At 66.0% G+C, this 23,261-nt stretch carries 20 protein-coding genes; all 20 read left to right on the top strand.

All coding sequences use genetic code 11. The features are described from left to right. The first annotated feature begins 547 nt into the window (after positions 1-547). The 20 genes from tssA (at position 548) to F3I16_RS02130 (ending at position 23,259) form a co-directional block, all read left to right on the top strand. Positions 548-2,110, top strand: a complete 1,563-nt coding sequence (tssA, locus tag F3I16_RS02225; RefSeq protein WP_160492131.1) for a type VI secretion system protein TssA — start codon at positions 548-550, stop codon at positions 2,108-2,110. A 44-nt stretch (positions 2,111-2,154) separates the two neighbouring features. Further along, positions 2,155-2,652, top strand: coding sequence for a type VI secretion system contractile sheath small subunit (tssB, locus tag F3I16_RS02220; protein ID WP_160487984.1), 498 nt, complete (start codon positions 2,155-2,157; stop codon positions 2,650-2,652). Between the two features lie 23 nt (positions 2,653-2,675). Next, positions 2,676-4,151: a type VI secretion system contractile sheath large subunit gene (gene tssC, locus F3I16_RS02215; RefSeq protein WP_160492130.1), complete on the top strand. Its 1,476-nt coding sequence runs from the start codon at positions 2,676-2,678 to the stop codon at positions 4,149-4,151. 6 nt (positions 4,152-4,157) lie between these two features. After that, entirely contained in the window at positions 4,158-4,562 is a 405-nt protein-coding gene (gene tssE / locus F3I16_RS02210) for a type VI secretion system baseplate subunit TssE (protein WP_160492129.1), read from the top strand. 24 nt (positions 4,563-4,586) lie between these two features. Further along, positions 4,587-5,105, top strand: a complete 519-nt coding sequence (locus F3I16_RS02205; protein WP_160492128.1) for a PAAR domain-containing protein — start codon at positions 4,587-4,589, stop codon at positions 5,103-5,105. Further along, positions 5,098-6,012 carry a hypothetical protein gene (locus tag F3I16_RS02200; RefSeq protein WP_160492127.1) on the top strand — a complete coding sequence of 305 codons (915 nt, stop codon included), beginning with the start codon at positions 5,098-5,100 and terminating at the stop codon, positions 6,010-6,012. The genes F3I16_RS02205 and F3I16_RS02200 overlap by 8 nt, the downstream gene beginning before the upstream one ends. Before the next feature lie 98 nt (positions 6,013-6,110). After that, positions 6,111-6,446 carry a hypothetical protein gene (locus F3I16_RS02195; protein ID WP_160492126.1) on the top strand — a complete coding sequence of 112 codons (336 nt, stop codon included), beginning with the start codon at positions 6,111-6,113 and terminating at the stop codon, positions 6,444-6,446. A gap of 31 nt (positions 6,447-6,477) precedes the next feature. After that, positions 6,478-8,268, top strand: a complete 1,791-nt coding sequence (gene tssF, locus F3I16_RS02190) for a type VI secretion system baseplate subunit TssF (protein ID WP_160492125.1) — start codon at positions 6,478-6,480, stop codon at positions 8,266-8,268. A 76-nt stretch (positions 8,269-8,344) separates the two neighbouring features. Further along, a complete protein-coding gene (gene tssG, locus F3I16_RS02185) occupies positions 8,345-9,382 on the top strand; it encodes a type VI secretion system baseplate subunit TssG (protein WP_160492124.1) in 1,038 nt (345 codons plus the stop codon). Between the two features lie 11 nt (positions 9,383-9,393). Beyond that, positions 9,394-12,003 carry a type VI secretion system ATPase TssH gene (gene tssH / locus F3I16_RS02180; protein WP_160492123.1) on the top strand — a complete coding sequence of 870 codons (2,610 nt, stop codon included), beginning with the start codon at positions 9,394-9,396 and terminating at the stop codon, positions 12,001-12,003. Positions 12,004-12,037: 34 nt separating this feature from the next. Beyond that, positions 12,038-13,549, top strand: a complete 1,512-nt coding sequence (locus F3I16_RS02175) for a sigma-54-dependent Fis family transcriptional regulator (protein ID WP_160492892.1) — start codon at positions 12,038-12,040, stop codon at positions 13,547-13,549. 12 nt (positions 13,550-13,561) lie between these two features. Next, the gene (locus F3I16_RS02170) at positions 13,562-13,924 is read left to right on the top strand and encodes a DUF805 domain-containing protein (RefSeq protein WP_160492122.1); all 363 of its coding nucleotides are present in this window, start codon (positions 13,562-13,564) and stop codon (positions 13,922-13,924) included. A 38-nt stretch (positions 13,925-13,962) separates the two neighbouring features. Then, positions 13,963-14,097 (top strand): type VI secretion protein, encoded by a 135-nt coding sequence (locus tag F3I16_RS02165; RefSeq protein WP_160492121.1) that lies wholly within the window; start codon positions 13,963-13,965, stop codon positions 14,095-14,097. A gap of 21 nt (positions 14,098-14,118) precedes the next feature. Beyond that, on the top strand, positions 14,119-15,357 hold the full coding sequence (gene tagH / locus F3I16_RS02160) for a type VI secretion system-associated FHA domain protein TagH (RefSeq protein ID WP_160492120.1): 1,239 nt from the start codon (positions 14,119-14,121) through the stop codon (positions 15,355-15,357). A gap of 17 nt (positions 15,358-15,374) precedes the next feature. After that, positions 15,375-15,854, top strand: a complete 480-nt coding sequence (tssJ, locus tag F3I16_RS02155) for a type VI secretion system lipoprotein TssJ (RefSeq protein ID WP_160492119.1) — start codon at positions 15,375-15,377, stop codon at positions 15,852-15,854. 4 nt (positions 15,855-15,858) lie between these two features. Next, positions 15,859-17,190, top strand: a complete 1,332-nt coding sequence (gene tssK, locus F3I16_RS02150; protein ID WP_160492118.1) for a type VI secretion system baseplate subunit TssK — start codon at positions 15,859-15,861, stop codon at positions 17,188-17,190. 2 nt (positions 17,191-17,192) lie between these two features. Continuing rightward, complete coding sequence (gene icmH, locus F3I16_RS02145) at positions 17,193-18,059, top strand: type IVB secretion system protein IcmH/DotU (RefSeq protein ID WP_160492117.1); 867 nt, start codon at positions 17,193-17,195, stop codon at positions 18,057-18,059. Positions 18,060-18,065: 6 nt separating this feature from the next. After that, a complete protein-coding gene (gene tssM / locus F3I16_RS02140) occupies positions 18,066-21,551 on the top strand; it encodes a type VI secretion system membrane subunit TssM (protein ID WP_160492116.1) in 3,486 nt (1,161 codons plus the stop codon). Then, positions 21,551-22,282, top strand: a complete 732-nt coding sequence (locus F3I16_RS02135; protein WP_160492115.1) for a PP2C family serine/threonine-protein phosphatase — start codon at positions 21,551-21,553, stop codon at positions 22,280-22,282. Before tssM ends, F3I16_RS02135 begins: the two co-directional genes overlap by 1 nt. Continuing rightward, positions 22,279-23,259 (top strand): serine/threonine-protein kinase, encoded by a 981-nt coding sequence (locus F3I16_RS02130; RefSeq protein WP_372239591.1) that lies wholly within the window; start codon positions 22,279-22,281, stop codon positions 23,257-23,259. Before F3I16_RS02135 ends, F3I16_RS02130 begins: the two co-directional genes overlap by 4 nt. Positions 23,260-23,261: the final 2 nt, after the last annotated feature.

Below are 23,261 nucleotides of genomic sequence, written 5' to 3'. Positions count from 1 at the left end.
CTCGGCCTCCTCGCGCTTCGATCCTACAAACGATAGACCAGCGCAATGGCCCTTTGCCGCCCTGGCCGGCATGCCGGCAGGGGCTTCGCCGACCAACGGTAGCGCACGCGCCCGCGTCATGCGCCCGATCGCCGACGCAGGCAATACGCCAATTGGCAAAAGTTGTCCGCGGTCACACTAAGTTGCCCGTTCGCACCGACAATTGTGATGCACGCCCGATTAACCGGTAAGTATTTACTTACAACGTCAGCGGCATATTTCCAATCGTTATTAATGATTTAAGACAACTTGTCCGCTGCGTCAGTATTTCCCGACCAGCACTTCCGCCAGTCGTTCCCGGCAATCATCTTGGTTGCAATGCAAGTCACACTTTCTGCGCTTGCCCACCCCCACCCTCAGGTCTAGGATGCCCACCCCATAGGGATTGTGCGCAACTTGTTGCACACGGATATGCGCAACAAGTTGCGCACATGAGAAAACAAACACACTTATCAAGTGCGCTCGATGGGTGTTTGCAAGTTGCTCTGGTTAATTGAAAGGTCACGGAATGACTGCCGCCAACCCGCTCGCCGAACATTATCTGCACCTGGCCAACTCTCCAATTAAAGAAGGGGATTTCGCCGGTGCGGATATTCGTTATTCGCCGGAATACGAAGTGCTGGAAAGCGAGCTGGAAAAGGCCGCTGCCATGCACCAGACCGATGCCATCGACTGGCAGAAAGTCCGCGAGCAGAGCGAGGCGCTGCTGCGCGAACAGTCCAAGGACCTGCGCGTCGCCAGCTGGCTGACCTGGAGCCTGTACCAGCGCGAGCACCTCAGCGGCCTGCAGGCCGGTCTGGGCCTGCTGCACCAGCTCTGCAGCCAGCACTGGGACGAGCTGCACCCGCGCAAGGAACGCACCCGCGCCGCCGCCTTCGCCTGGCTCACCCCACGCCTGGAAAAGGCCCTCGGCGAAGACATTCCGGTGGCCACCCAGCTGCTGCTGTTCCGCACCCTCGCCGAGCTGCTGCGCAAGCTGGAAGGCTGCCTCTCCGCCCACCTCGGCGAAGACGCCCCGCTGCTGCTGCCGCTGTGCCGACGCATCGACGAGCAGATCAACCGCGCCACTCAGGGGCAGGCCGAACCGGGCGTGGTCGGCGCCGCCCTGGCCCAGGTCAAGCAGGCCGCCAGTCAGGTGTTCAGCGCCAGCACGCCGATCGACAACGAGCGCGACGCGCACAAGTCCCTGCGTGCCCTGCAGGACGGCGCGCGGCCGCTGTGCGGCTGGTGGCTGAAGCAGAAGGCCAGCGACATCCGCGCCCTGCGCCTGGCCCGCACCCTGCTGTGGCTGCCGATCGACAGCCTGCCGGAACGCAATGCCGAGCAGGTCACCGCCCTGCGCGGCCTGCCGGCAGACAAGCTGGCCAGCTACCGCGAACGCTTCGCCGCCGGCCAGTACGCCGATCTGCTGCTGGAGCTGGAAACCAGCATCGCCCGCGCGCCGTTCTGGCTCGACGGCCAGCGCCTGGCCTGGGAGTGCCTGCAGGAGCTGGGCGCCGAGCCGGCCATGGCCGAGGTGGAGATCCAGCTGGCGCTGTTCCTGCAGCGCGTGCCGGGCCTGGAAGAGCTGTACTTCCACGATGGCCTGCCGTTCGCCGACGCCGAAACCCGTGCCTGGATCGGCGCCCATGTGCTGCCGCATCTGCAGACGGCCAGCGCCGAGCCCGTCGTAGCAATCAGCGAAAACGGCAGCCTGCCGGCCTGGGAAGTCGCCCTGCAGGCGGTGCTGCCGCAGCTGCGCAAGGACGGCCTGAAAGCCGCCGTGCAACAGCTCAAGCAAGGCATGGCCCAGGCCCAGGGCGGCCGCGCGCGGTTCTTCTGGCAGCTAAGCCTGGCGCGCCTGTGCAGCGCGGCGAAGAAGCACGAACTGGCCAAGACCCAACTCGAATCCCTCGACCAGACGCTGCAGGCCTCCGGCCTCGGCGAGTGGGAACCCGATCTCGCCCTGGAAGTGCTGCGCCTGCTGCACAGCTGCTACGAGCTGCTGCCGCAGAGCCACGTGATCCGCGAACGCAAGGAAGAGATCCACCGCAGGCTGTGCCACCTCGACCTCGAAGTGGTGCTGGATTAAGGCCGCAAGGCCCGTACATACCGAAAACGTAAAGGAGAACAGCCATGGCCAAAGAAGGCTCGGTAGCCCCCAAGGAACGCATCAACGTCACCTTCAAGCCCGCCACAGGCGGCGCCCAGGAAGAGATCGAACTGCCACTCAAACTGATGGTCCTCGGTGATTTCACCCAGCGCGCCGACGAGCGCAAGATCGAAGACCGCAAGCCGATCAGCATCGACAAGAACAACTTCGACGAAGTGCTCGGCAAGCAGGAACTCAACCTGACCTTCAGCGTGGCCAACCGCCTGCAGGATGAGCAGGGCGCCGACGAACTGCCGGTGCAGCTGCGCATCAACTCGATGAAGGACTTCAACCCCGCCGCCGTGGTCGACCAGGTTCCCGAGCTGAAGAAGCTGATGGAACTGCGCGACGCCCTGGTCGCCCTGAAAGGTCCGCTGGGCAACGCCCCGGCCTTCCGCAAGGCGATCGAAAGCGTGCTCGCCGACGACGACTCGCGTGACCGCGTGCTGAGCGAACTGGGCCTGACCCAGCAAGACGCCTGATCCCTCGACAAGGAAGCCCGAGCATGAGCACCAGTGCAGTAGTGGAAACCACCCGGAATGTCGCCGAAGCCGGCATTCTCGACCGCATCATCGCGGAAACCCGGCTGACCCCGGACGACGAGGCCTATGACATCGCCAAGCGTGGCGTGTCCGCCTTTATCGAAGAGCTGCTGAAGCCGCACAACCAGAACGAGCCGGTGAAGAAGGCCATGGTCGACCGCATGATCGCGGAGATCGACGCCAAGCTCAGCCGGCAGATGGACGAGATCCTCCACCACGCCGACTTCCAGGCCCTGGAATCGTCCTGGCGCGGCCTCAAGCTGCTGGTCGATCGCACCAACTTCCGCGAGAACACCAAGCTGGAAATCCTCAACGCCTCCAAGCAGGACCTGCTGGACGACTTCGAGGACAGCCCGGAAATCACCCAGTCCGGCCTGTACAAGCACATCTACACCGCCGAGTACGGCCAGTTCGGCGGCCAGCCGGTCGGCGCCATCGTCGCCAACTACTTCTTCGACCCCAGCTCACCGGACATCAAGTGCATGCAGCACGTCGCCTCGGTGGCCTGCATGGCCCACGCGCCGTTCATCGCCGCCGCCGGGCCGAAGTTCTTCGGCCTGGAGAGCTTCACCGGCCTGCCCAACCTGAAGGACCTCAAGGATCACTTCGAGGGCCCGCAGTTCGCCAAGTGGCAAAGCTTCCGCGAGCGCGAAGACGCCCGCTACGTCGGCCTGACCCTGCCGCGCTTCCTGCTGCGCAACCCCTACGATCCGGAAGAGAACCCGGTGAAGAGCTTCGTCTACAAGGAGAACGTCGCTGCCAGCCACGAGCACTACCTGTGGGGCAACACCGCCTACACCTTCGCCTCCAAGCTGACCGACAGCTTCGCCAAGTTCCGCTGGTGCCCGAACATCATCGGCCCGCAGAGCGGTGGCGCCGTGGAAGACCTGCCGCTGCACCACTTCGAGAGCATGGGCGAGATCGAGACCAAGATCCCCACCGAAGTGCTGATCTCCGACCGCCGCGAATATGAACTCGCGGAAGAAGGCTTTATCGCCCTGACCATGCGCAAGGGCAGCGACAACGCCGCGTTCTTCTCCGCCAACTCCACTCAGAAGCCGAAATTCTTCGGCATCAGCGAGGAAGGCAAGACCGCCGAGCTGAACTACAAACTCGGCACCCAGCTGCCCTACCTGTTCATCGTCAACCGCCTGGCGCACTACCTGAAAGTGCTGCAGCGCGAGCAGATCGGCGCGTGGAAAGAGCGCACCGACCTCGAGCTGGAGCTGAACAAGTGGATCCGCCAGTTCGTCGCCGACCAGGAAAACCCCAGCTCGGAAGTGCGTAGCCGCCGCCCGCTGCGCGCCGCCCAGGTGATCGTCAGCGACGTCGATGGTGAGCCGGGCTGGTACCGCGTCAGCCTCAACGTGCGTCCGCACTTCAAGTACATGGGTGCCGATTTCACCCTGTCCTTGGTCGGCAAGCTGGACAAGGAGTAACAGCCAGTGAGTTACGGCAGCCTGTTCGAGCGCCTGGGTGGCGAAGCCGGCAAACGCGCCGGCTGGAGCCATGAGGTGTCCGCCATGGCCTCGGTGGCTGCCCACCTGGCGAAGATGCTCAGCACCCGGGCGGGCAGCGTGCAAACGCTGCCCGACTACGGGTTGCCCGATCTCAACGATATGCGCCTGTCGCTGCACGATGCCTTGCAACAGGCGCGTATCGCCATCGAACGCTTCATCGAAGCGTACGAACCGCGTTTGACCCAGGTGCGCGTGGTGTCACTGCCCCGCGACCACGATCCGCTGAGCCTGGCCTTCGCCATCGAAGGCCAGCTGGAGATCGACGGAGTCAAACGCCCCGTAAGTTTTGCCGCGCAGCTGGATGGCAGCGGGCAAGTGAAGGTCAGGTAAGGGCCTGTTCATAGGAGAGCATGGATGTCCGGTAAACCCGCCGCCCGCCTGGGCGACCCTACTGCTTGCCCGATTCCGGGCCACGGCACCAATCCCATCGCCGCCGGCTCGCCCGACGTACTGTTCGATGGCAAACCGGCCGCGCGCATGGGCGATGCCTCCGCCTGCGGCGGCGCCCTGGTCGGCAATGTGATCCCGACTGTGCTGATCAACGGCAAACCGGCGACCACCATCGGCACCGTGGGTAGCCACGGCAATGTGGTGGTGGCGGGGTCGGGGACGGTGTTGATCGGCGCCACTCACTCGCCTGCGCCATTTGCTGAGCCTCTTGGTTTGCCTGGCTTCTTCGATGAGTTCTTTGTCATCCAGGACGATAGCGGGAACCCCATCGCCAACTATGGCTACCGGATCGTGACCACCGCAGGAGAAGTGCATGAAGGCATCACGGACGGTGAAGGCAGGACCACTGTCATCAACACTGGCAAACAGTCTCAGGGATTGACCCTTTCACTGCTGCAACCAAACGGTGTCGCTCATGCCTGACGCAGCCCTGAAACGTGCCAATTCCACTCCTTCCAGCCAACGTACCGGACAAGTCGTCAACCTGAGGCTGGCCAAGCTGGCTCGTTACGAGCTGAACATCCGCTCGTTTCACCCAGCCAAGACTTTCGGCTGGAGCGGCTTCAATTACGAAGGAGACGCCCGCGGGTTCTCTCTGGGTGCCAGTGGCAAATCGGGTAGCAGCGGAGCGCAAGTCACCTCACGCATCTGGCATCGCTTTGCCGTCGATACCAACGCAGGTGAAGTGCTGGATGTGGAAACAGCGTCGAATGACTCGGGAAAACAAGGTGAAGCCCACACCCGCTATGACGGGGAACTGCAACCCAAAGGCGGTAGCTGGCCTCTGGTGAAAAAAGAAAGTGGTCCGGTGACAACCCTTTTTGTTGATGGCGGTTATGCCGGCGAGAACCATGCATTTCCACTCTCGGCGACGGCCAAAAAGACTACGGGGATGACCTTTGTTCCCAGCCTTGATGTTAGCTACAAGATTGTCATTACCGTGGATCGTGTTGCCAAGCATGTCGATATTGTCAGTTATATCAGCGGTGATGGTTTTCCTAATTGCGAAGCCTTTATTTCCGACAGCAAAGGAACTGCCGTTTTCCTTGGTATCCATGTACGTAAAGGAGCTGCCTCCTTCTCGCTGTGGGGAGACAAGAAATACCCCATGATTTCTTCTGCCATACGTCTAGGCATAGACGAAGATGGAAATTTTAATGGCCTGATCGCCAATGAACTGAAGCGCAGGAAGCTGAACAAAGAAAAACTGGAATTCCACCCTCTTGCCGAGTGGAACAATTTCTTCACCAGCCTTGATCCCAGTGCAGAGCGCTGGATGTGGATGTGGGAAGAGCCCATGCCTGAACAGTCGAAAGGTAGCTCAAGGTAATGAATCGTCTACATTTCTTCCGTACAGCAATATGGGCCCCATTCGTCCTACTTTCCCTCGTGTTACTGGGAGAGTGGCTGATAGAAGATCGGCAAGACATGCCTTTCGAACAACTATTTCTGATCTACGGGCTGGGTTTTGGAGTATTGGCCTATCCGGTCTTTGCATTCTGGGCCAATCGCCAAATAATTAATAAAAGTGAGCCGGAAATTATCCGACGGATCTGGCTGGCTCCACTTATTTTTATTCCTATCTACGGCACACCCTGGATCGTCTATGGACTGTTCAATCTCGTTATAGGCAACACCTCCGGAGTTGGCATGTTGTTTCTCTGGATCAGTTTCGTTCCTTACATTCTGGTTGTTGGCTACTGCGTTTCAACAATAACGTTTTTCATTAATAAACTTATTAGCCCGAAAACAACCGAATTATAGAGCTGCTTTACCGCAAGGATGCGACGCTGAAATGTCTTTCAACCACCACTACCAGAGCGAACTCACTGCCCTGCGCCAGCTGGGCAAGCGCTTTGCCGAGCGCAGCCCGGCGCTGGCGCCGTTCCTCGGCCAGGCTGGGCGCGACCCGGATGTCGAGCGCCTGCTGGAAGGTTTCGCCTTTCTCACCGGGCGCCTGCGGCAGAAGCTCGACGACGAGCTGCCGGAGCTGACCCATTCGCTGATGCACCTGCTGTGGCCGAACTACATGCGCCCGCTGCCGGCATTCAGCATGTTGCAGTTCGATCCGCTCAAGCGCCCCGGCCCGGCCCTGGCGGTACCGCGGCATACGCCGGTGGAAGCCAAGGCCATCGAAGGCGTGACCTGCCGCTTCCGCACCGCCTTCGCCTGCGAAGTGCTGCCGCTGGCGCTGAACGGCCTGGACTACTCGGTGAAGGGCGACGGCGCGCTGCTCAGCCTGCGCCTGGGCATGAGCGCCGATGGCCACCTCGGTGAAGTCGAGCTGAGCAAACTGCGCCTGCACCTGGCTGGCGAGCGCTATATCAGCCAGCTGCTCTACCTCGGCCTGCTGCGCCACCTCGGCGGCATCCAGCTGGTGTTGCTGGATGGCGAGGGCAAGCCGCTCAAGGATGCCTACGACCAGCCACTGCCAGGCTTCGCCCTGGCTGCCGACAAGGTCGAGGCGGTGGGCTTCGCCGAAGACGAGGCGCTGGTGCCCTACCCGCTGAACACCTTCCGCGGCTACCGCCACCTGCAGGAATACTTCGCCTTCCAGGACAAGTTTCTGTTCGTCGAGCTCAAGGGCCTCGAGCTGCTCAAGCGCCAGCCGGCCGAGGTGCTGGAGCGCGCTCGCGGCCTGGAGCTGCGCTTCGATATCCAGAAGACCGGCCTGCAGCGCATCCGCCCGACCCTGGACAACGTGCGCCTGTACTGCACACCGGTGGTCAACCTGTTCGCCCACGACGCCATCCCGATCCGCCTGGACGGCAAGCAGGACCAGTACCTGCTGCTGCCGGCCGAATTCGAGACGCGCCACTGCGCGGTGTTCTCGGTGGACCGGGTGACCGGCTGGAAGCCCGGCGGCATGGGCTACGAGGAATACGTGCCGTTCGAATCCTTCGAACACGACGCCAGCTTCGATGTGCCCAAGGCCCGTCCGCACTACAGCGTGCGCCAGCAGCCCTCCATGCTCGGCGACGGCCTGGAGACCTGGCTCAGCTTCGGCATGCGCCAGCAGGATCAGCAGGAAACCCTGTCCATCGAGCTGACTTGCACCAACCAGAACCTGCCACGCCAGCTGGGCCTGGGCGCTATCTGCCTGCCCAGCGAGGACACCCCGGAGTTCCTCACCTTCCGCAATATCAGCGCGGTGACGCCCAGCTACGCGCCGCCGCTGCACCGCGACTACCTGTGGAAGCTGATCAGCAACATGTCGCTGAACTACCTGTCGCTGGCCAACGTCGAGGCGCTCAAGGTGATCCTCGAGACCTACGACCTGCCGCGCTACTACGACCAGCACGCGGAAAAGGTCAGCAAGCGCCTGCTCGGCGGCCTGCAGTCGATCCGCCACCAGCACGTCGACCGCCTGCACCGCGGCCTGCCGGTACGCGGTGTGCGTACCGAACTGAACATGAACCCGGACGGTTACCTGGGCGAAGGGGACCTGTTCCTGTTCGCCTCGGTGCTCAATGAATTCTTCGCCCTCTACGCCAGCCTCAACTCGTACCACGAGCTGCGCGTACACAGCACACAAGGAGAGGTGTACCGATGGACGCCGCGCATGGGGCAGCAGCCCCTGCTCTAAGAGCCGCTGCAAAGGCTAGCGAGCTAGAGCCAGGTAAGGCGAACTCGGGCGAAGAAGCGCAGTTTACGAGGTGTAAATGAGCATTCTGAGCCCGAGTTCAACGCCGCCTGGCCGCAGCGCAGCAGACTTTGCAGTGGGTCTTAACCGCCTCAGCCGGGGCATCCGCGAATACAGCCTGTTCCAGGGCGTGCTGCTGGTGCTGGACCGCTTGCGCACTGCCCATCCCGAACTGGATGAGGAGCAGCTGTACGAGCGCCTGGAGTACCAGGCCAACCCCAGCCTGGGCTTCCCCGGCAGCGATATCGATCGCGTGCAGTTCTTCGAGGAACAGGGCGAGCTGCGCGCGCAGCTGCGCATCAACCTGGTCAGCCTGTTCGGCGCCGGTTCGCCGCTGCCGGCCTTCTATGGCGAACAGGCGCTGGGCGACAACCCGGACGGCAACCCGACCCGCGAATTCCTCGACCTGTTCAACAACCGCCTGCAGCGCCTGCTCCTGCCGATCTGGCAGAAGTACCGCTACTACGCGCGCTTCCAGCGCGGCGCCAGCGATGTGTTCTCCAACCAGCTGTTCGCCCTGATCGGCCTCGGCGGCGAGCAGATCCGCGCCGCCGAGGAACTCAACTGGAAACGCCTGCTGCCCTACCTCGGCCTGCTCAGCCTGCGCGCCCATTCGGCGGCACTGGTCGAGTCGGTGCTGCGTTACTACTTCAAACACACCGACCTGCGCATCGAGCAGTGCGTCGAGCGCCAGGTGCAGATCATCGGCGAGCAGCGCAACCGCCTCGGCCTGGCCAACAGCCAGCTGGGCGAAAGCCTGGTGCTCGGCGAGCGGGTGCGCGACCGCGGCGGCAAGTTCCGCATCCATATCCGCCAGCTCAGCTGGGCACGTTTCCACGAATTCCTGCCGATCGGCACGGGCTACCAGCCGCTCTGCGCGCTGGTGCGCTTCACCCTGCGCGACCCGCTCGACTACGACATCCGCCTGGCCCTGCGCCACGAGGAAATCCGCGAGCTGCGCATCGGCGCCGGCAACCCCTGCCACCTCGGCTGGACCAGCTGGCTGGGCCACGAACAGGCCGATGGTGTGGTCACCATCGGCAGCATGACTCACTAAGGACAGAGAGAATGATCAACGTCGACCTACAACAGTTGGTCCAGGCACTGGACGCCGACACCCGCCGCGACCTCGAAGGCGCCGCCGAGCGCTGCCTGCAGCGCGGTGGCAACAAGATCCTGGTGGAAGACCTGCTGCTCGGTCTGCTCGAACGCCCGCAAGGCCTGCTGGCCCGTGCCCTGCAGGATGCCGAAGTGGACGCCGGCGCCCTCGCCAGCGCCCTGCAACCGCGCGGCGAACACAGCGCCTCGCGCAACCCGGTGTTTTCCGCCGAGCTGGTGCAGTGGCTGCAGGACGCCCTGCTGGTGGCCAACCTGGAGCTGGGCCAGAGCCAGGTGCAGCAGGCCGCGCTGATCCTCGCCCTGCTGCGCAACCCGCTGCGCTATGCCGGCAGCCACTACCAGCCACTGCTGGCCAAGATCGACGCCGAGCGCCTGCGCGATTTCGCCCTCAGCCAGCAGCCGCAAACCGCCGCCGGCAAACCCGCCGCGCCGGGTGAATCCAACCTGCAACGCTTCACCCACAACTTCACCCAGCAGGCCCGCGACGGCAGGCTCGACCCGGTGCTGTGCCGCGACGGGGCGATCCGCCAGATGATCGATATCCTCGCCCGCCGCCGGAAGAACAACCCGATCGTGGTCGGCGAGGCCGGCGTCGGCAAGACCGCCATCGTCGAGGGCCTGGCCCTGCGCATCGCCAGCGGCGAAGTGCCGGAAGTGCTCAAGGGCGTCGAGCTGCTGTGCCTGGACATGGGCCTGCTGCAGGCCGGCGCCAGCGTCAAAGGCGAGTTCGAGCGGCGCCTGCAGGGGGTGATCGACGAAGTGAAGGGCGCGGCCAAGCCGATCATCCTGTTTATCGACGAGGCCCATACCCTGATCGGCGCCGGCGGCCAGGCCGGTGGCTCGGACGCCGCCAATCTGCTCAAGCCGGCCCTGGCCCGTGGCGAGCTGCGCACCATCGCCGCCACCACCTGGAGCGAATACAAGAAGTACTTCGAGAAGGACCCGGCACTGGCCCGGCGTTTCCAGCCGGTGCAGCTGCACGAGCCGACGGTCCAGGAAGCCGTGACCATCCTGCGTGGCCTGGCCCCGGTGTACGAGCAGAGCCACGGCATCTACCTGCGCGACGACGCAGTGGTCGCCGCCGCCGAGCTGTCGGCGCGCTACCTGGCCGGCCGCCAGCTGCCGGACAAGGCGGTCGACGTGCTCGACACCGCCTGCGCACGGGTACGCATCAGCCTGGCCGCCGCCCCGGAAGCGCTGGAGCGCCTGCGTGGCGAGATCGCCGAAGGCCAGCGCCAGCGCGAAGCCCTGCGCCGCGACCTGGACGCCGGCCTGCCGGTCGACGGCGAAGCCCTGGAGCAGCTGGAAAATCGTCTGCGCGAGGCCGCTGGCGAACTGCAGCAGATCGATGCGCGCTGGAGCGAGCAGCGCCAGCTGGCCGAACGTCTGCTGCAACTGCGCCAGCAGTGCGCCGCCGCCCGCCTAGATCAACCTGCCGAGGCAAGTGACGACAGCGGCGAACCCCTGCCGAATTTGGCCGAACTGGAAGCAGAGCTGCGCGCGATCCAGGCCGAGCTGGCTGCAGCACAAAGCGCCGAGCGCCTGGTCAGCCATGAAGTCTGCCCGCGCCTGGTGGCCGAGGTGATCAGCCACTGGACCGGCGTGCCGCTGAGCCAGCTGGCCCGCGAACACAACGCCAAGGTGGCCGGTTTCGCCAACGATCTGCGCGCCCGCGTGCGCGGCCAGGAGCAGGCGGTGGTGGCCCTCGACCGCGCCATGCGCGCCAGCGCCGCCGGCCTGAACCAGGACGATGCGCCGGTCGGCGTGTTCCTCCTGGTCGGCCCCAGCGGCGTCGGCAAGACCGAGACCGCCCTGGCCCTGGCCGACCTGTTGTACGGCGGCGAGCGCTTCCTCACCACCATCAACATGTCCGAGTTCCAGGAGAAGCACACGGTGTCGCGGCTGATCGGCGCGCCGCCCGGCTACGTCGGCTACGGCGAGGGCGGCATGCTCACCGAGGCGGTGCGGCAGAAGCCCTACTCGGTGATCCTCCTCGACGAGGTGGAGAAGGCCGACCCGGACGTGATGAACGTCTTCTACCAGATCTTCGACAAGGGCGTGGCCAACGACGGCGAAGGCCGCGAGATCAACTTCCGCAACTGCCTGATCCTGATGACCAGCAACCTGGCCAGCGAGCAGATCGCCCAGCTCTGCAGCGATGACCAGCGTCCGGCTGCCGAAGTACTGGAACAGGCCATCCGCCCGGCCCTGAGCCGCCACTTCAAGCCGGCACTGCTGGCGCGCATGCGTGTGGTGCCCTACTACCCGGTGGCCGGCAGCGTGCTCGAGGAACTGGTCGCACTCAAGCTGGCGCGCCTCGGCGAGCGCCTGGCCCGCCGCCAGCTCGGCTTCAGCCACAGCCCGGCGCTGCTTGGTCACCTGGCCCGCCGTTGCCAGCACAACGACAGCGGCGCACGGCTGATCGACCAGCTGCTGGAGCAACAGCTGTTGCCGCAGATCGCCGACCGCCTGCTGGCTGCCATGGCCGCCGGCGAAAGCCTGCAGCAGGTGCACGCCACCCTCGACGGTGAAGGAGCGCTGGTCTGTGAATTCGCCTGAACGCCTGCCGCCCCAGCTGCCTGAGCCACCCCAGCTGCTGCAGCGCATTGCCCAGCCGCTGCCCTATGCCGAAGCCCTGCTGGAGCAGTTCGGCCAGCTGTCGCGCCTGGCCAAGGCCGACGACCTGCCGGCCGGCCTGGTGCAGGCCGCCGCGCAGCTCGCGGGTTGCGAACTGAGCCAGCTGTACCTGCTCGACAGCACCCACACCCGCTTGACCCTGGCCGGCGAATGGCTGGATGGCCAGGCGCACCCCGAGCACAGCGCCAGCCTGCCCAGCGACTACGACGGCGAGCAGCTGCTGCAGTACTGCCTGTGCCAGAACCGTCACCTGAGCCTGGCCAACCTCGACCACAACCTGCACGAAACCAGCTTCCTGCCGACCCGCGAGCAAGCCTGGCGCAGCCTGTTGTGTCTGCCGCTGCAGGACGAGCAGGGCCGCGTCGGCGGCCTGTTGTTGCTGGCCAGCCACAGTGTCCGCGAGCTGGAAGGTTTCGCCGGCTCGCTGGCCAGCCTCGGCACCTTCGCCCTGACCCAGCACCAGCTGCTGCAACGCCTGCGTGCGTCGCAGGCCACGCCGCTCAGCACGGCACCGGCCAGCCTGCCGAGCAGCGGCTACGGCCTGATCGGCAGCAGCGCGCCGATGCGCGCGGTCTACCAGCTGGTCGGCAAGGTGCTGCACAACCCGGTCAGCGTGCTGCTCACCGGCGAGACCGGCACCGGCAAGGAAGTGGTCGCCCGCGCCATCCACGACTGCGGTTTCCGCCGCAGCCAGGCGTTCATCGTGCAGAACTGCGCCTCGCTGCCGGAAAACCTGCTGGAGAGCGAACTGTTCGGCTACCGCAAGGGCGCCTTCACCGGCGCCGAGCGCGACCGCAAGGGCCTGTTCGACGCGGCCGACGGCGGCACCCTGTTCCTCGACGAGATCGGCGACATGCCGCTGGCCCTGCAGGCCAAGCTGCTGCGCGTGCTGCAGGAAGGCGAGGTGCGCCCGCTGGGCAGTACCGCCACGCACAAGGTCGACGTGCGCATCATCGCCGCCACCCATCGCGACCTGCGCGCGCTGGTCGAGGAAGGCCGCTTTCGCGAAGACCTGTTCTACCGCCTGTCGCACTTCCCCATCGAGCTGCCGCCACTGCGCGCCCGCGCCGAGGACATCCTGCAGCTGGCCCGCCACTTCGCCACCGAGGCCGCCTGCTTCCTGCAGCGCGATGCCTATCGCTGGTCCGAGGCGGCGCTGGACCACCTGGCCGGCTACGCCTTCCCCGGCAACGTGCGCGAGCTCAAGGGCCTGATCGCGCGCGCCGTGCTGCTCTGCGAAGGCGACGAGCTGCTGCCCGAGCACTTCAACCTGCACCCGGCCGGCCAGGTCGAAGACAACTGCATGAACCTGCGCGAACGCCTGGAGCAGGTCGAACGCAACCTGCTGCTCGACTGCCTGCGCAAGAACCGCGGCAACCAGAGCCAGGCCGCCCGCGAACTGGGCCTGCCGCGACGCACCCTGCTGTACCGCATGGACCGGCTGAAGATCAGCCCGGCCGACGTTTAAGGAAGAACCCTGATGAGCAAAACCAAGGACATCCTGTTCCTGCTGACCCTGGAACCACTGGTTTCCAACGGGCGTATCGGCCGTCTCAAGTATCTGCTGCTCTCGCTGTGGAGCCAGTGTGCCCTGGCCATCTGTCTGTTGGGTCTGCTTTTTCCCGAGCCGCTGCAGGAGTACGTCATCAACACGCTGCTGCTGATCGGCTTGTTCTACACATTCGCCGCCACCCTCTGCCTGGGCATCCGCCGCCTGCACGATATGGGCTTTAGCGGCGTCCTGGTCCTGCTGGTCGCCATCATCTGGCCGCTGTTGCTGCTCTGGCCTGGCCAGTCGCAAGACAACCGCTATGGCCACCGACCGCAGCCTGCGTTCGCCTGAATCCAATCACCTCAATCACCGCCTGTGGAGAACCCGAGATGTCCCACCGCCTGCTGACCACCACCCTGCTCGCCGCCCTGCTCTGCCTGAGCGGCTGTGCCGGCAACTACAAATCCAGCGATGACGACTACCGCCCGCTGGGCGACCCGCACGCCGAGCAGCGCGACAACTGATAAGCCGAGGAGCACCGCACCATGGAACTGGTATTCGACGTCGTCAGTGCCCAGCAATTCGCGCCGGGCATGCTGACCAGCAAGAGCTTCAAGAAGGCCGGTGGGGTGATTGGCCGCAGCGAGGACTGCGACTGGTCGATCCCCGACAGCAAACGCATCATCTCCAGCCGGCATGCCCAGGTCAGCTACAGCGATGGTCACTTCTACCTGACCGACACCAGCAGCAACGGCATCCAGCTCAAGGACAGCGGCGCCAGCCTGCGCCGTGGCGAGCCGCTGCGCATCGGCCACGGTGACGTGTTCTGCCTGGGCGAGGTGGAAATCCGCGCCCGCGTGCTGCAGGACCCGGCGCAGTTCGAGGAGCAGATCGGCCAGCGCCAGGCCGCCGGCAGCATCATCCCGGACGACGCCTTCCTCGACCTCGACCCGATCGCCGCCCTCGAACAGCGTCCGCGCGGCTACAGCAGCCTGGACGAATTCGCTGGCCTGGTGCAGGAGCCGGAGGAACAGTTCGAGCGCAGCCAGTACGCGCGCATCGACATGGAAAGCCTGCTGCTGCCGGAGCTGGTGGAAGCGGCCGTCGAAGAGGCGGTCGAAGTGCCGGTTGCCGTGCGCGTCAGCGAGCCGACCGCGCAGCCGCGCCCGACCGTTGCCAGCGAGCCACAGAGCGCGGCGTTTTGGCAGCGTTTCGGCGAGGCCCTCGGCGTGCCGCTCGACGACCTCGACGCGGCCGGTCGCGAAGCCCTGGCGCTGAATGCCGCACGCCTGCTCAAGCAGAGCATTGGCGGTCTGCAGCAGAGCCTGCGCACCCGTGGCGAGCTGAAGAACGAACTGCGCCTGGCCCTGACCACCGTGCAGAGCGCCGGCAATAACCCGCTCAAGCACAGCGCCGATGCCGGCGAGGCATTGCAGGCCCTGTTGCGCAGCAACAAGCCCAGCCAGCTGGCCGCCGAGCAGGCCGTCGGCCGTGCCTTCCGCGATCTGCAGGCGCATCAGGTGGCGCTGTTCGCCGCCAGCCGCGCGGCGGTCAAGGGCCTGTTCGACCAGTTCGCCCCGGAGCAGCTCACCCTGCGCTTCGAGCAGGAGCGCAAGCCGCTGCTGGCCACCGCCGGCAGCCGCTGGCGCGCCTACCAGCGCCAGTACCGCCTGCTCGAGCAGGACGACGACTGGAGCCAGCGCCTGTTCGCCCGCGACTTCGCCAAGACCTACGAAGAGCAGGTGCGCCTGATCGCCACGCTCAACACCGACTTCCAAGAATGAAAGCAAGGATGAATGCCATGCGCCGTCTTATCAGCCTCAGCCTGTTGTCTCTGTTCGTCGCCCTAAGCGGCTGCGCCAGCCTGTCGCCCTTCTCGGACAAGACCAAGCTCGACCTGACCCTGGCCGCCAGCGACGACCTCAACCCGGACCTGCACGGCCGCCCCTCGCCGATCGTGGTGCGCCTGCTGGAGCTGAAGAATCCCTCATCGTTCAACAACGCCGACTTCTTCTCCCTCTACCAGCGGCCGAAGGAATCGCTGATGCCCGATCTGGTCAGCTTCGAGGAGCTGGAAGTGCGCCCCGGCGAAACCCGCGAACTGAAACTCGCGGTGCAGCCGGGCAGCCGCTACGTCGGCGTGGTGGCCGCCTACCGCGATCTGCCGGAAGCCAGCTGGCGCTTCGTCGTATCGCTGCAGGAAGGTGAGATCAACCAGGCCGGTGTGAGCCTGGACAAGCGCGGCCTGCAGGCGCTGAGCGACGCACAGGAAGAGGACTGAGCACATGGAAATGCTCAAGGTAGTCTGGCAAGAAGGGATGCTCCTGCGCCCGCAGCACTTCCAGCAAAGCGACCGTTACTACGAACACCAGCTCAAGGCCCGTACCCGCCTGCTGGAGGTCTATCCCTGGGGCTTCTTCAGCCTGGAGATCGATCGCCAGTTCCTCGGCATGGGCAAGCTGGTGCTGAGCCAGGCCGGCGGCGTGCTGCCGGATGGCAGCCTGTTTGAGATCGACGCCGCGCGCGAGCCGCTGGCCATCGACGTGCCGCCGAACACCTCGGCCACCCCGGTGTACCTGGCCCTGCCGCTGGTCACCGGCAACCACATCGAGAGCCGCCGCGCGGAGCAGCAGGACGTGCTCGCGCGCTACCGCGCCCAGGAGCTGGAAGTCACCGACTCGAATGCCGGCGACAGCGCCGCCAGCCAGGTCAGCTGTGGCCGTCCGGATTTTCGCCTGCTGCTCGGCGAGCAACAGACCGACCAGGCCTTCGTCAAACTCAAGGTCGCGGAGATCCTCGACACCAGCCCGGACGGGGTGGTCGTGCTCGACCCGGATTTCAGCCCGACCTTCCTCCATGTGCAGGCGTCGAACACATTGCTGGCCTACCTCAAGGAAGTGATCAGCATGCTCGGCCATCGCGGCGACATCCTCGCCGAGCGCGTGCGCGCAGCCGGCAAGCTGGGCAATACCGAGGTCGGTGACTTCCTTATGCTGCAGCTGGTCAACCGCTACGAGCCGCAGCTGCGCCACTACCTGTCGCTGGAGCAACTGCACCCGGAGCGCATCTACCGCGAACTGGTCGGCCTGCTCGGCGAGCTGGCCACCTTCGCCAGCGACCACAAGCGCCCACGCCTGGACAGCCGCTACCTGCACAACGACCAGGGCGGCAGCTTCCGCAAGCTGATGGACGCGCTGCGCCAGGTGCTGTCGATGGTGCTCGAACAGCACGCCATCGAGCTGCCGCTGCAGCAGCGCCAGTACGGCATCCAGGTCTCGCCGCTGCAGGACCACAAGCTGCTGACCAGCGCCGAGTTCATCCTCGCCGCCAGCGCCCAGTGCGACTCCGAGGAGCTGCGCAAGCGCCTGCCGGCGCACCTGAAGATCGGCGCGGTGGAGCGCATCCGCCAGCTGGTCAACCTGCACCTGCCGGGGATCAAGGTGAAGCCGCTGCCGGTGGCGCCGCGGCAGATCCCCTTCCACTCGGACAAGACCTACTTCGCCCTGGAGCTCGGCTCGGAAGAGCTGGCGCAGCTGGAAAGCTCGGGTGGGTTTGCCTTCCACGTGTCCGGGGACTTCTCCGGGCTTGAGCTGAAATTCTGGGCGATCAGGAGCTGAACATGATCAAGGAAGCACAGGACAAGACCGTCGTCCTCAACCGCCAGACTGCCGGCGCGGCGCGCAGCCCGCTGACCGACTTCGCCGCGCCGCCCATGGAGCAGCTCGAAGAACGCATGGTGTATGCCGCGCGCATGCGCCCGGCGGAAGTCTTCAACATCAGCTTCAACCCGCTGGTGGCTGCCAGCGCGCTGCTGCTCTCGGAAGTGGTGCGGCTGAAGAACAGCGCCAGCGCGGAAAACTTCCAGGCGCTCAACGAGCGCCTCAGCGTGGCGATCAAGCTGTTCGAGCACCGCGCCCTGCAGGAAGGCGCCGAGGGCGGCCAGGTGATGGCCGCGCGCTACGTGCTGTGTACGGTGGTCGACGAAGCGGTGGTGACCACGCCCTGGGGCAACGAAAGCGCCTGGTCGCAGATGAGCCTGCTGTCGAGCTTTCACAACGAGACCTTCGGCGGCGAGAAGTTCTTCCAGCTGCTCGAGCACCTGTCGCGCAACCCGGTCAAGCACCTGGCCATGCTCGAGCTGATGTACATCTGCCTGTCGCTCGGCTTCGAGGGCAAGTACCGCGTGCTGCCGCGCGGCATGCTCGAACTGGAGGCGATCCGCGACAGCCTGTACCGGCAGATCCGCCAGTTGCGCGGGGACATTCCGCGTGAGCTGTCGCCGCACTGGCAGGGCCTCAAGGACGGCCGCCGCCGCCTGGTGCGCATCGTTCCGGGCTGGCTGGTGGCGGTGGCCACGGTCGCCGGCCTGGCTCTGCTCTACGCCGCGTTCAGCTGGGTGCTGCACGAGCAGCGCAGCACGGTGCTGCAGCCCTACCAGGCGGTCGAGGTCGCTCCGGCGGCCGCCGCACAATCCACTCAGGGATAAGTTGAGATGAAGGATTTTCTCAAGAAAACCGCCACCTTCCTGCGCCAGACCTGGGTCTGGAGCCTGTGCCTGGTGCTGTTCCTGGCCCTGCTGGTGTGGTTCGTCGGGCCGCTGCTGGCGGTGGCCGACAGCAAGTTCTGGGAATCGGCGGCCAGCCGCCTGGTCAGCATCAGCCTGCTGTTCCTCGCCTGGGGCCTGTTCATCGTGTTCATCAGCTGGCGCGCCAATGTGCGCAAGAAGCAGGAAGCGGATGACGTTGATGCCCAGGAGCGCCTGCGCCGCGACGGCCTGATCAGCGAGGAACAGGTCGAACTGCGCGGCCGCTTCAAGCAGGCCCTGCGCACCCTGAAGAGCTCCAGCCTGTACCGCGGGCGCAGCGACAAATGGCGCAACGAACTGCCCTGGTACCTGCTGATCGGCCCGCAGGGCAGCGGCAAGACCAGCCTGCTGGACTTCTCCGGCCTGGACTTCCCGCTGAGCAAAGGCGATGCCCAGCGCCTGACCAAGGACGTCGGCGGCACCCGCTACTGCAACTGGCACTTCGCCGACCACGCCGTGCTGCTCGACACCGCCGGGCGCTACCTCAACCAGCCCGACGTGGCGGTCGACAGCCGCGCCTGGCACACCCTGCTCAACCTGCTGCGCAAGCGCCGCGCGCGCCCACTCAACGGCGTGCTGGTCAGCATCCCGGTGGACAGCCTGCTGTACCACAACGAACTGGAGCTGGAGAACCTGGCCCGCCAGGTGCGCCAGCGCCTGCACGAAATCCACGCCGAGCTGCGCGTGGAAGTGCCGGTGTACCTGGTGCTGAGCAAGGCCGACAAGATCCTCGGTTTCGACGAGTTCTTCGACCAGCTGAGCCGCGAGGAAAGCGACCAGGTACTCGGCGCCAGCCTGCGCAAGGAGCAGAACGCCACCGACGCCGGGGTGATCCGCCAGGAGTTCGAGGAACTGCTGCGCCGCCTCAACAGCCAGGTGATCCTGCGCATGCACCAGGAGCGCGACACCCAGCGCCGCGGCCGTATCCTCGACTTCCCGCACCAGCTCGGCCAGCTCGGCGAGCGCCTGTGCCTGTTCGTCGAACTAGCCTTCAGCGGCAACCGCTACCAGCGCTCCAGCCACCTGCGCGGCTTCTACCTGACCAGCGCGCCGCAGCTCAGTGATGCGCTCGACCCCAGTACCACCGGCATCGGCCGCAACCTCGGCCTGGCCGGCAGCACCTTGCCGACCTACCGCAGCGGCCGCGCGCGCTTTATCAACCAGCTTCTCAGCCGGGTGATCTTCCCCGAGGCCGATCTGGCCGGGCTGGACGACAAGGAAGTACGCCGCATCGACTGGCGCCAGCGCGCCCTCTACGCCGGTGCCGCCGCCTGCCTGGTGCTGTTCGGCCTGCTCTGGGGCAACAGCTATTCGGCCAACCACGGCCGCCTGGAACAGCTGCGCGAACTGGCCCAGCAACTGGGCCGCGAAGGCGAGAGCCTCAATCCCAAGGACGAGGCCGAGCAGGTGCTGCCGCTGCTCGACAGCAGCTACGCGGCGACCCAGGTATTCCCCGCGCCGAGTGACGCCGCCCTGCTCGAACGCGGTGGCCTGTACCAGGGTGAGAAGGTCGAGCCGAGCGTGCACCAGGCCTATCGCCGCCAGCTGGAAAGCGAGCTGCTGCCGCGCGTCGCCCGTCAGCTGGAAGGCCAGATCCGCGCCAACCGCGACGACCGCGAGCTGCTGCTCGGCAGCCTGCGCGCCTACCTGATGCTCAATCTGGAACAGCGCCGCGAAGCCGAGTACCTGCAGGACTGGCTGGCCGCCGACTGGTCGCTGCGCTACGCCGGCGCCGAGCCGACGCAGAAGGGCCTCAACGGCCACTTCCAGCGCCTGCTGGCCGAACCGTTCAGCGCCTACCCGCTGAACGACGCGCTGGTGGCCGAGGCGCGGCAGATCCTGCGCAACGAGTCACTGGCCAACGTGGTCTACCGCATGCTCCGCGACCAGGCCCGCAGCCTGCCGGAATACCGCCTGAGCCAGCAGCTGGGCAGCCAGGCCACGCTGTTCATCGGCAGCGACTACAGCATTCCCGGGCTGTACACGCAGAAGGGCTACCAGCAGTACTTCGTCGCCCAGGGCCTCGGCCTGGTGCGCGACATCCTGCGCGACAACTGGGTGCTCGGCGAAGGCAACCAGCTCAGCGACAACGACCTCAGCCGCCTGCTGGTGGAACTGGAGCAGCTGTACTTCCGCGACTACGCCAACTACTGGGGCGAGGCCATCGCCCAGCTCAGCCTGGAGCCGATCGGCAACACGGCCCAGGGCATCCTCCAGCTGAGCGCGCTGACCGCGGCCAACTCGCCGCTGCTGCAGGTTCTGGTGGAAGTGCGCGAGAACACCCGCTTCGATCTGCCAACCGCCGCCGACCAGGTCGACGAGCTGGCCGCCGCCGCGGCCGAACAGGGCATCGGCGCCATCGCCAAGAACCTGCCGGACACCGCGCGGCGCGCCCTGCAACGGCGCTTCGAACCGCTGCACCGGCTGCTCGATGACAACAGCGGCGCCGGCCCGGAACTGGCCGCCACCCTGCAGGCGCTGGATGCCCTGCAACTGCAGTTCAGCGGCCTGGCCCACGCCAGCGCCCCGGAACAGGCCGCTTTCGAGATGGCCAAGGCGCGCATGGCCGGCCGCCCGGATGCGATCAACCAGGTACGCAGCAGCGCCGCACGCCTGCCGCAGCCGGTGGGCAACTGGCTGAGCCTGATCGCCGACGACAGCTGGCAGCTGGTGCTCAACGACGCCTACGGCTACCTGAACAAGCGCTACCGCAGCGAGCTGTACTCCTTCTACAAGGAGTCGCTGTTCAAGCGTTATCCGTTCAGCGCCAAGAGCGACAGCGACGTGGCCATCGCCGACTTCCGCGAGTTCTTCAAGGCCGATGGCGTGGCCGACGGCTTCGTCGACCGCTACCTCAAGGCCTTCGTCAGCGACAGCGAGGGCAAGTACCAGCTGCGTCGCCTGGACGGCCAGGGCCTGCCGCTGTCGCCGGCATTCCTCAAGCAGATGAACCAGACCCAGGTGATCCGCCGCAGCTTCTTCGCCGAGAACCCCACCGAGCCGCTGGTGCTGTTCAAGCTGGAGCCGTTCACCCTCGACTACAGCCTCAACCGCGCCGACTTCCAGTACGGCGGCAAGCAGATGGAATACCGCCACGGGCCGATCGTCGCCACCGCGTTCCGCTGGCCGGCCGAAGGCGACAGCGAGCGCAGCAGCCTGGTGCTCGAAGAGCAGGGCGGGCGCCGCGTCGGCATCGAGAAGAGCAGTGGGCCCTGGGCGCTGTTCCGCCTGCTCGACCTGATGCAGGTCGAGCAGCACAGCGGCCGCGACGTGCTGATCCTCAAGGCCAACCTGCAGGGTCTGCAGGCCAAGTACCTGTTGCACAGCCAGCGCTCGCCGAACCCGTTCGACGCCAGCCTGCTGCGCGACTTCAAGCTGCCGGCGACGCTTTGATGGAAGTCGCCAACCTGCTCTGGCACAGCGCCGCGCGCACCGACACCGGCAAGGTGCGGGCGCGCAACGAGGATGCCTTTCTCGACCAGCCGCAGCGTGGCCTGTGGGTGGTCGCCGACGGCATGGGCGGCCACCAGAACGGCGACCTGGCCAGCCGCCTGATCGTCGAGAGCCTGGGCGAGCTGGACGCCGCCGGCAGCTTCGAGCAGCGCCTGGAACGCCTGCGCGACTGCTTACACCGGCTCAATCGGCACCTCAGCCTGGGCCTCACAGTCACCAGCGAGAACCCCGACATGCTGGTCGGCAGCACCGTGGTCGCCCTGCTCGCCGCCGGCAGCCGGATGGCCTGCGTGTGGGCCGGCGACAGCCGCTGCTACCTGCTGCGCGGGCGCCAGCTGTACCAGTTGAGCCGCGACCATTCGCTGCTCCAGCAACTGGTCGACGAACGCGGCATGAGCGTCGAGGAAGCCGCGCGCCAGCCGGCCGCCCATGCCCTGACCCGGGCCATCGGCGCGGCCGAGGAGCTGCAACTGGATATCCTTGAACTGGAGAGCCTGCCCGGCGACGTGTTCCTGCTGTGCAGCGACGGCCTGTATCAGGATCTCGACCACGACCAGCTCGGCGCCGCGCTGATCCGCCCCAGCGCCAGCCTGGCCCTGCAGCGCCTGTTCGAACTGGCGCTGGATGGCCCGGCCCGCGACAACCTCAGCGCCGTGGTGATCAACCGATGAGCAGCGCGATGAACCACCAGGCCGCGGCCACCGCCGCCAGCGCCGACCTGACCCTGATGGCCGGCAGCAGCGCCAAGGCGCCACGGCCCCTGCCCAAGGACCTGCCGCCGGTGCTCTGCGGGCGCTACCGCATCGAACGCCTGCTCGGCGTCGGCGGCATGGGCGCGGTGTACCGCGCCCGCGACCTGCTGCGCGAACAGTTCGGCGACCCGCAGCCCTATGTGGCGCTGAAGACCCTCAGCGAGGATTTCGCCGAGTACCCGGACGCCAGCGCCCTGCTCTACAGCGAGTTCGCCCTCAGCGCGCGCCTGAGCCAGCGCAACCTGGTGCGCCTGTACAGCTTCGAGATCGACCCGCCCAGCCAGCGCGCCTTCATCACCATGGAGCTGCTCAAGGGCTGCACCCTCGACAGCCTGCTGCAGCAATACCCCAGCGGCCTGCCCTGGGCCGAGGCCCGCACGATCAGCCTGAACCTGCTCGAAGCCCTGCATTACGCGCACGGCCAAGGCGTGCTGCACGGCGACCTGAAGCCGAGCAACCTGATGCTCGGCGACAGTGAACTGCGCCTGTTCGACTTCGGCCTCGGCCAGGCCATGGATGGCTTCCTCACCGGCCTGCCGCGCCTCTCGCGCAGCCGCTTCGCCGCCTGGACGCCGCGCTATGCCGCCCCGGAACTGCTCGACGGTGCCCCCCTGAGCGCCGCCGCCGATGTCTATGCGGTGGCCTGCGTGATCTACGAACTGTGCAGCGGCCAGCATCCTTTCCGCCGGCAAAGTGCTAAACAGGCCAAGGCAATGGAACTGCCGCTGCATGCCCCCGCCGATATGCCCCGCGCCCTGTGGCCGGCCCTGCGCGCCGCGCTGGAGTTCGACCCGGCCCAGCGCAGCAGTCTGCCCCGTTTGCTGCGCGCGTTCCGCGAACAGCAGCGCCCGGCTTCCCGGCTGCCGCGCTGGCTGCGCCGCCGGCCAGCCCTCTGACA

This window comes from Pseudomonas sp. L-22-4S-12 (genome assembly GCF_009799935.1).
Taxonomy (GTDB): Bacteria; Pseudomonadota; Gammaproteobacteria; order Pseudomonadales; family Pseudomonadaceae; genus Aquipseudomonas.
The sequence above is the reverse complement of the archived record's forward strand: the minus strand, read 5'-3'. Positions and strand labels throughout refer to the sequence as shown.

What these genes read in the sequence shown, in the direction of transcription:
- tssA (WP_160492131.1), top strand. Translation starts at nt 548, where the DNA reads ATGACTGCCGCCAACCCGCTCGCCGAACATTATCTGCACCTGGCCAAC.
- tssB (WP_160487984.1), top strand. Translation starts at nt 2,155, where the DNA reads ATGGCCAAAGAAGGCTCGGTAGCCCCCAAGGAACGCATCAACGTCACC.
- tssC (WP_160492130.1), top strand. Translation starts at nt 2,676, where the DNA reads ATGAGCACCAGTGCAGTAGTGGAAACCACCCGGAATGTCGCCGAAGCC.
- F3I16_RS02205 (WP_160492128.1), top strand. Translation starts at nt 4,587, where the DNA reads ATGTCCGGTAAACCCGCCGCCCGCCTGGGCGACCCTACTGCTTGCCCG.
- F3I16_RS02200 (WP_160492127.1), top strand. Translation starts at nt 5,098, where the DNA reads ATGCCTGACGCAGCCCTGAAACGTGCCAATTCCACTCCTTCCAGCCAA.
- F3I16_RS02195 (WP_160492126.1), top strand. Translation starts at nt 6,111, where the DNA reads ATGCCTTTCGAACAACTATTTCTGATCTACGGGCTGGGTTTTGGAGTA.
- tssF (WP_160492125.1), top strand. Translation starts at nt 6,478, where the DNA reads ATGTCTTTCAACCACCACTACCAGAGCGAACTCACTGCCCTGCGCCAG.
- tssG (WP_160492124.1), top strand. Translation starts at nt 8,345, where the DNA reads ATGAGCATTCTGAGCCCGAGTTCAACGCCGCCTGGCCGCAGCGCAGCA.
- tssH (WP_160492123.1), top strand. Translation starts at nt 9,394, where the DNA reads ATGATCAACGTCGACCTACAACAGTTGGTCCAGGCACTGGACGCCGAC.
- F3I16_RS02170 (WP_160492122.1), top strand. Translation starts at nt 13,562, where the DNA reads ATGAGCAAAACCAAGGACATCCTGTTCCTGCTGACCCTGGAACCACTG.
- F3I16_RS02165 (WP_160492121.1), top strand. Translation starts at nt 13,963, where the DNA reads ATGTCCCACCGCCTGCTGACCACCACCCTGCTCGCCGCCCTGCTCTGC.
- tagH (WP_160492120.1), top strand. Translation starts at nt 14,119, where the DNA reads ATGGAACTGGTATTCGACGTCGTCAGTGCCCAGCAATTCGCGCCGGGC.
- tssJ (WP_160492119.1), top strand. Translation starts at nt 15,375, where the DNA reads ATGCGCCGTCTTATCAGCCTCAGCCTGTTGTCTCTGTTCGTCGCCCTA.
- tssK (WP_160492118.1), top strand. Translation starts at nt 15,859, where the DNA reads ATGGAAATGCTCAAGGTAGTCTGGCAAGAAGGGATGCTCCTGCGCCCG.
- icmH (WP_160492117.1), top strand. Translation starts at nt 17,193, where the DNA reads ATGATCAAGGAAGCACAGGACAAGACCGTCGTCCTCAACCGCCAGACT.
- tssM (WP_160492116.1), top strand. Translation starts at nt 18,066, where the DNA reads ATGAAGGATTTTCTCAAGAAAACCGCCACCTTCCTGCGCCAGACCTGG.
- F3I16_RS02135 (WP_160492115.1), top strand. Translation starts at nt 21,551, where the DNA reads ATGGAAGTCGCCAACCTGCTCTGGCACAGCGCCGCGCGCACCGACACC.
- F3I16_RS02130 (WP_372239591.1), top strand. Translation starts at nt 22,279, where the DNA reads ATGAGCAGCGCGATGAACCACCAGGCCGCGGCCACCGCCGCCAGCGCC.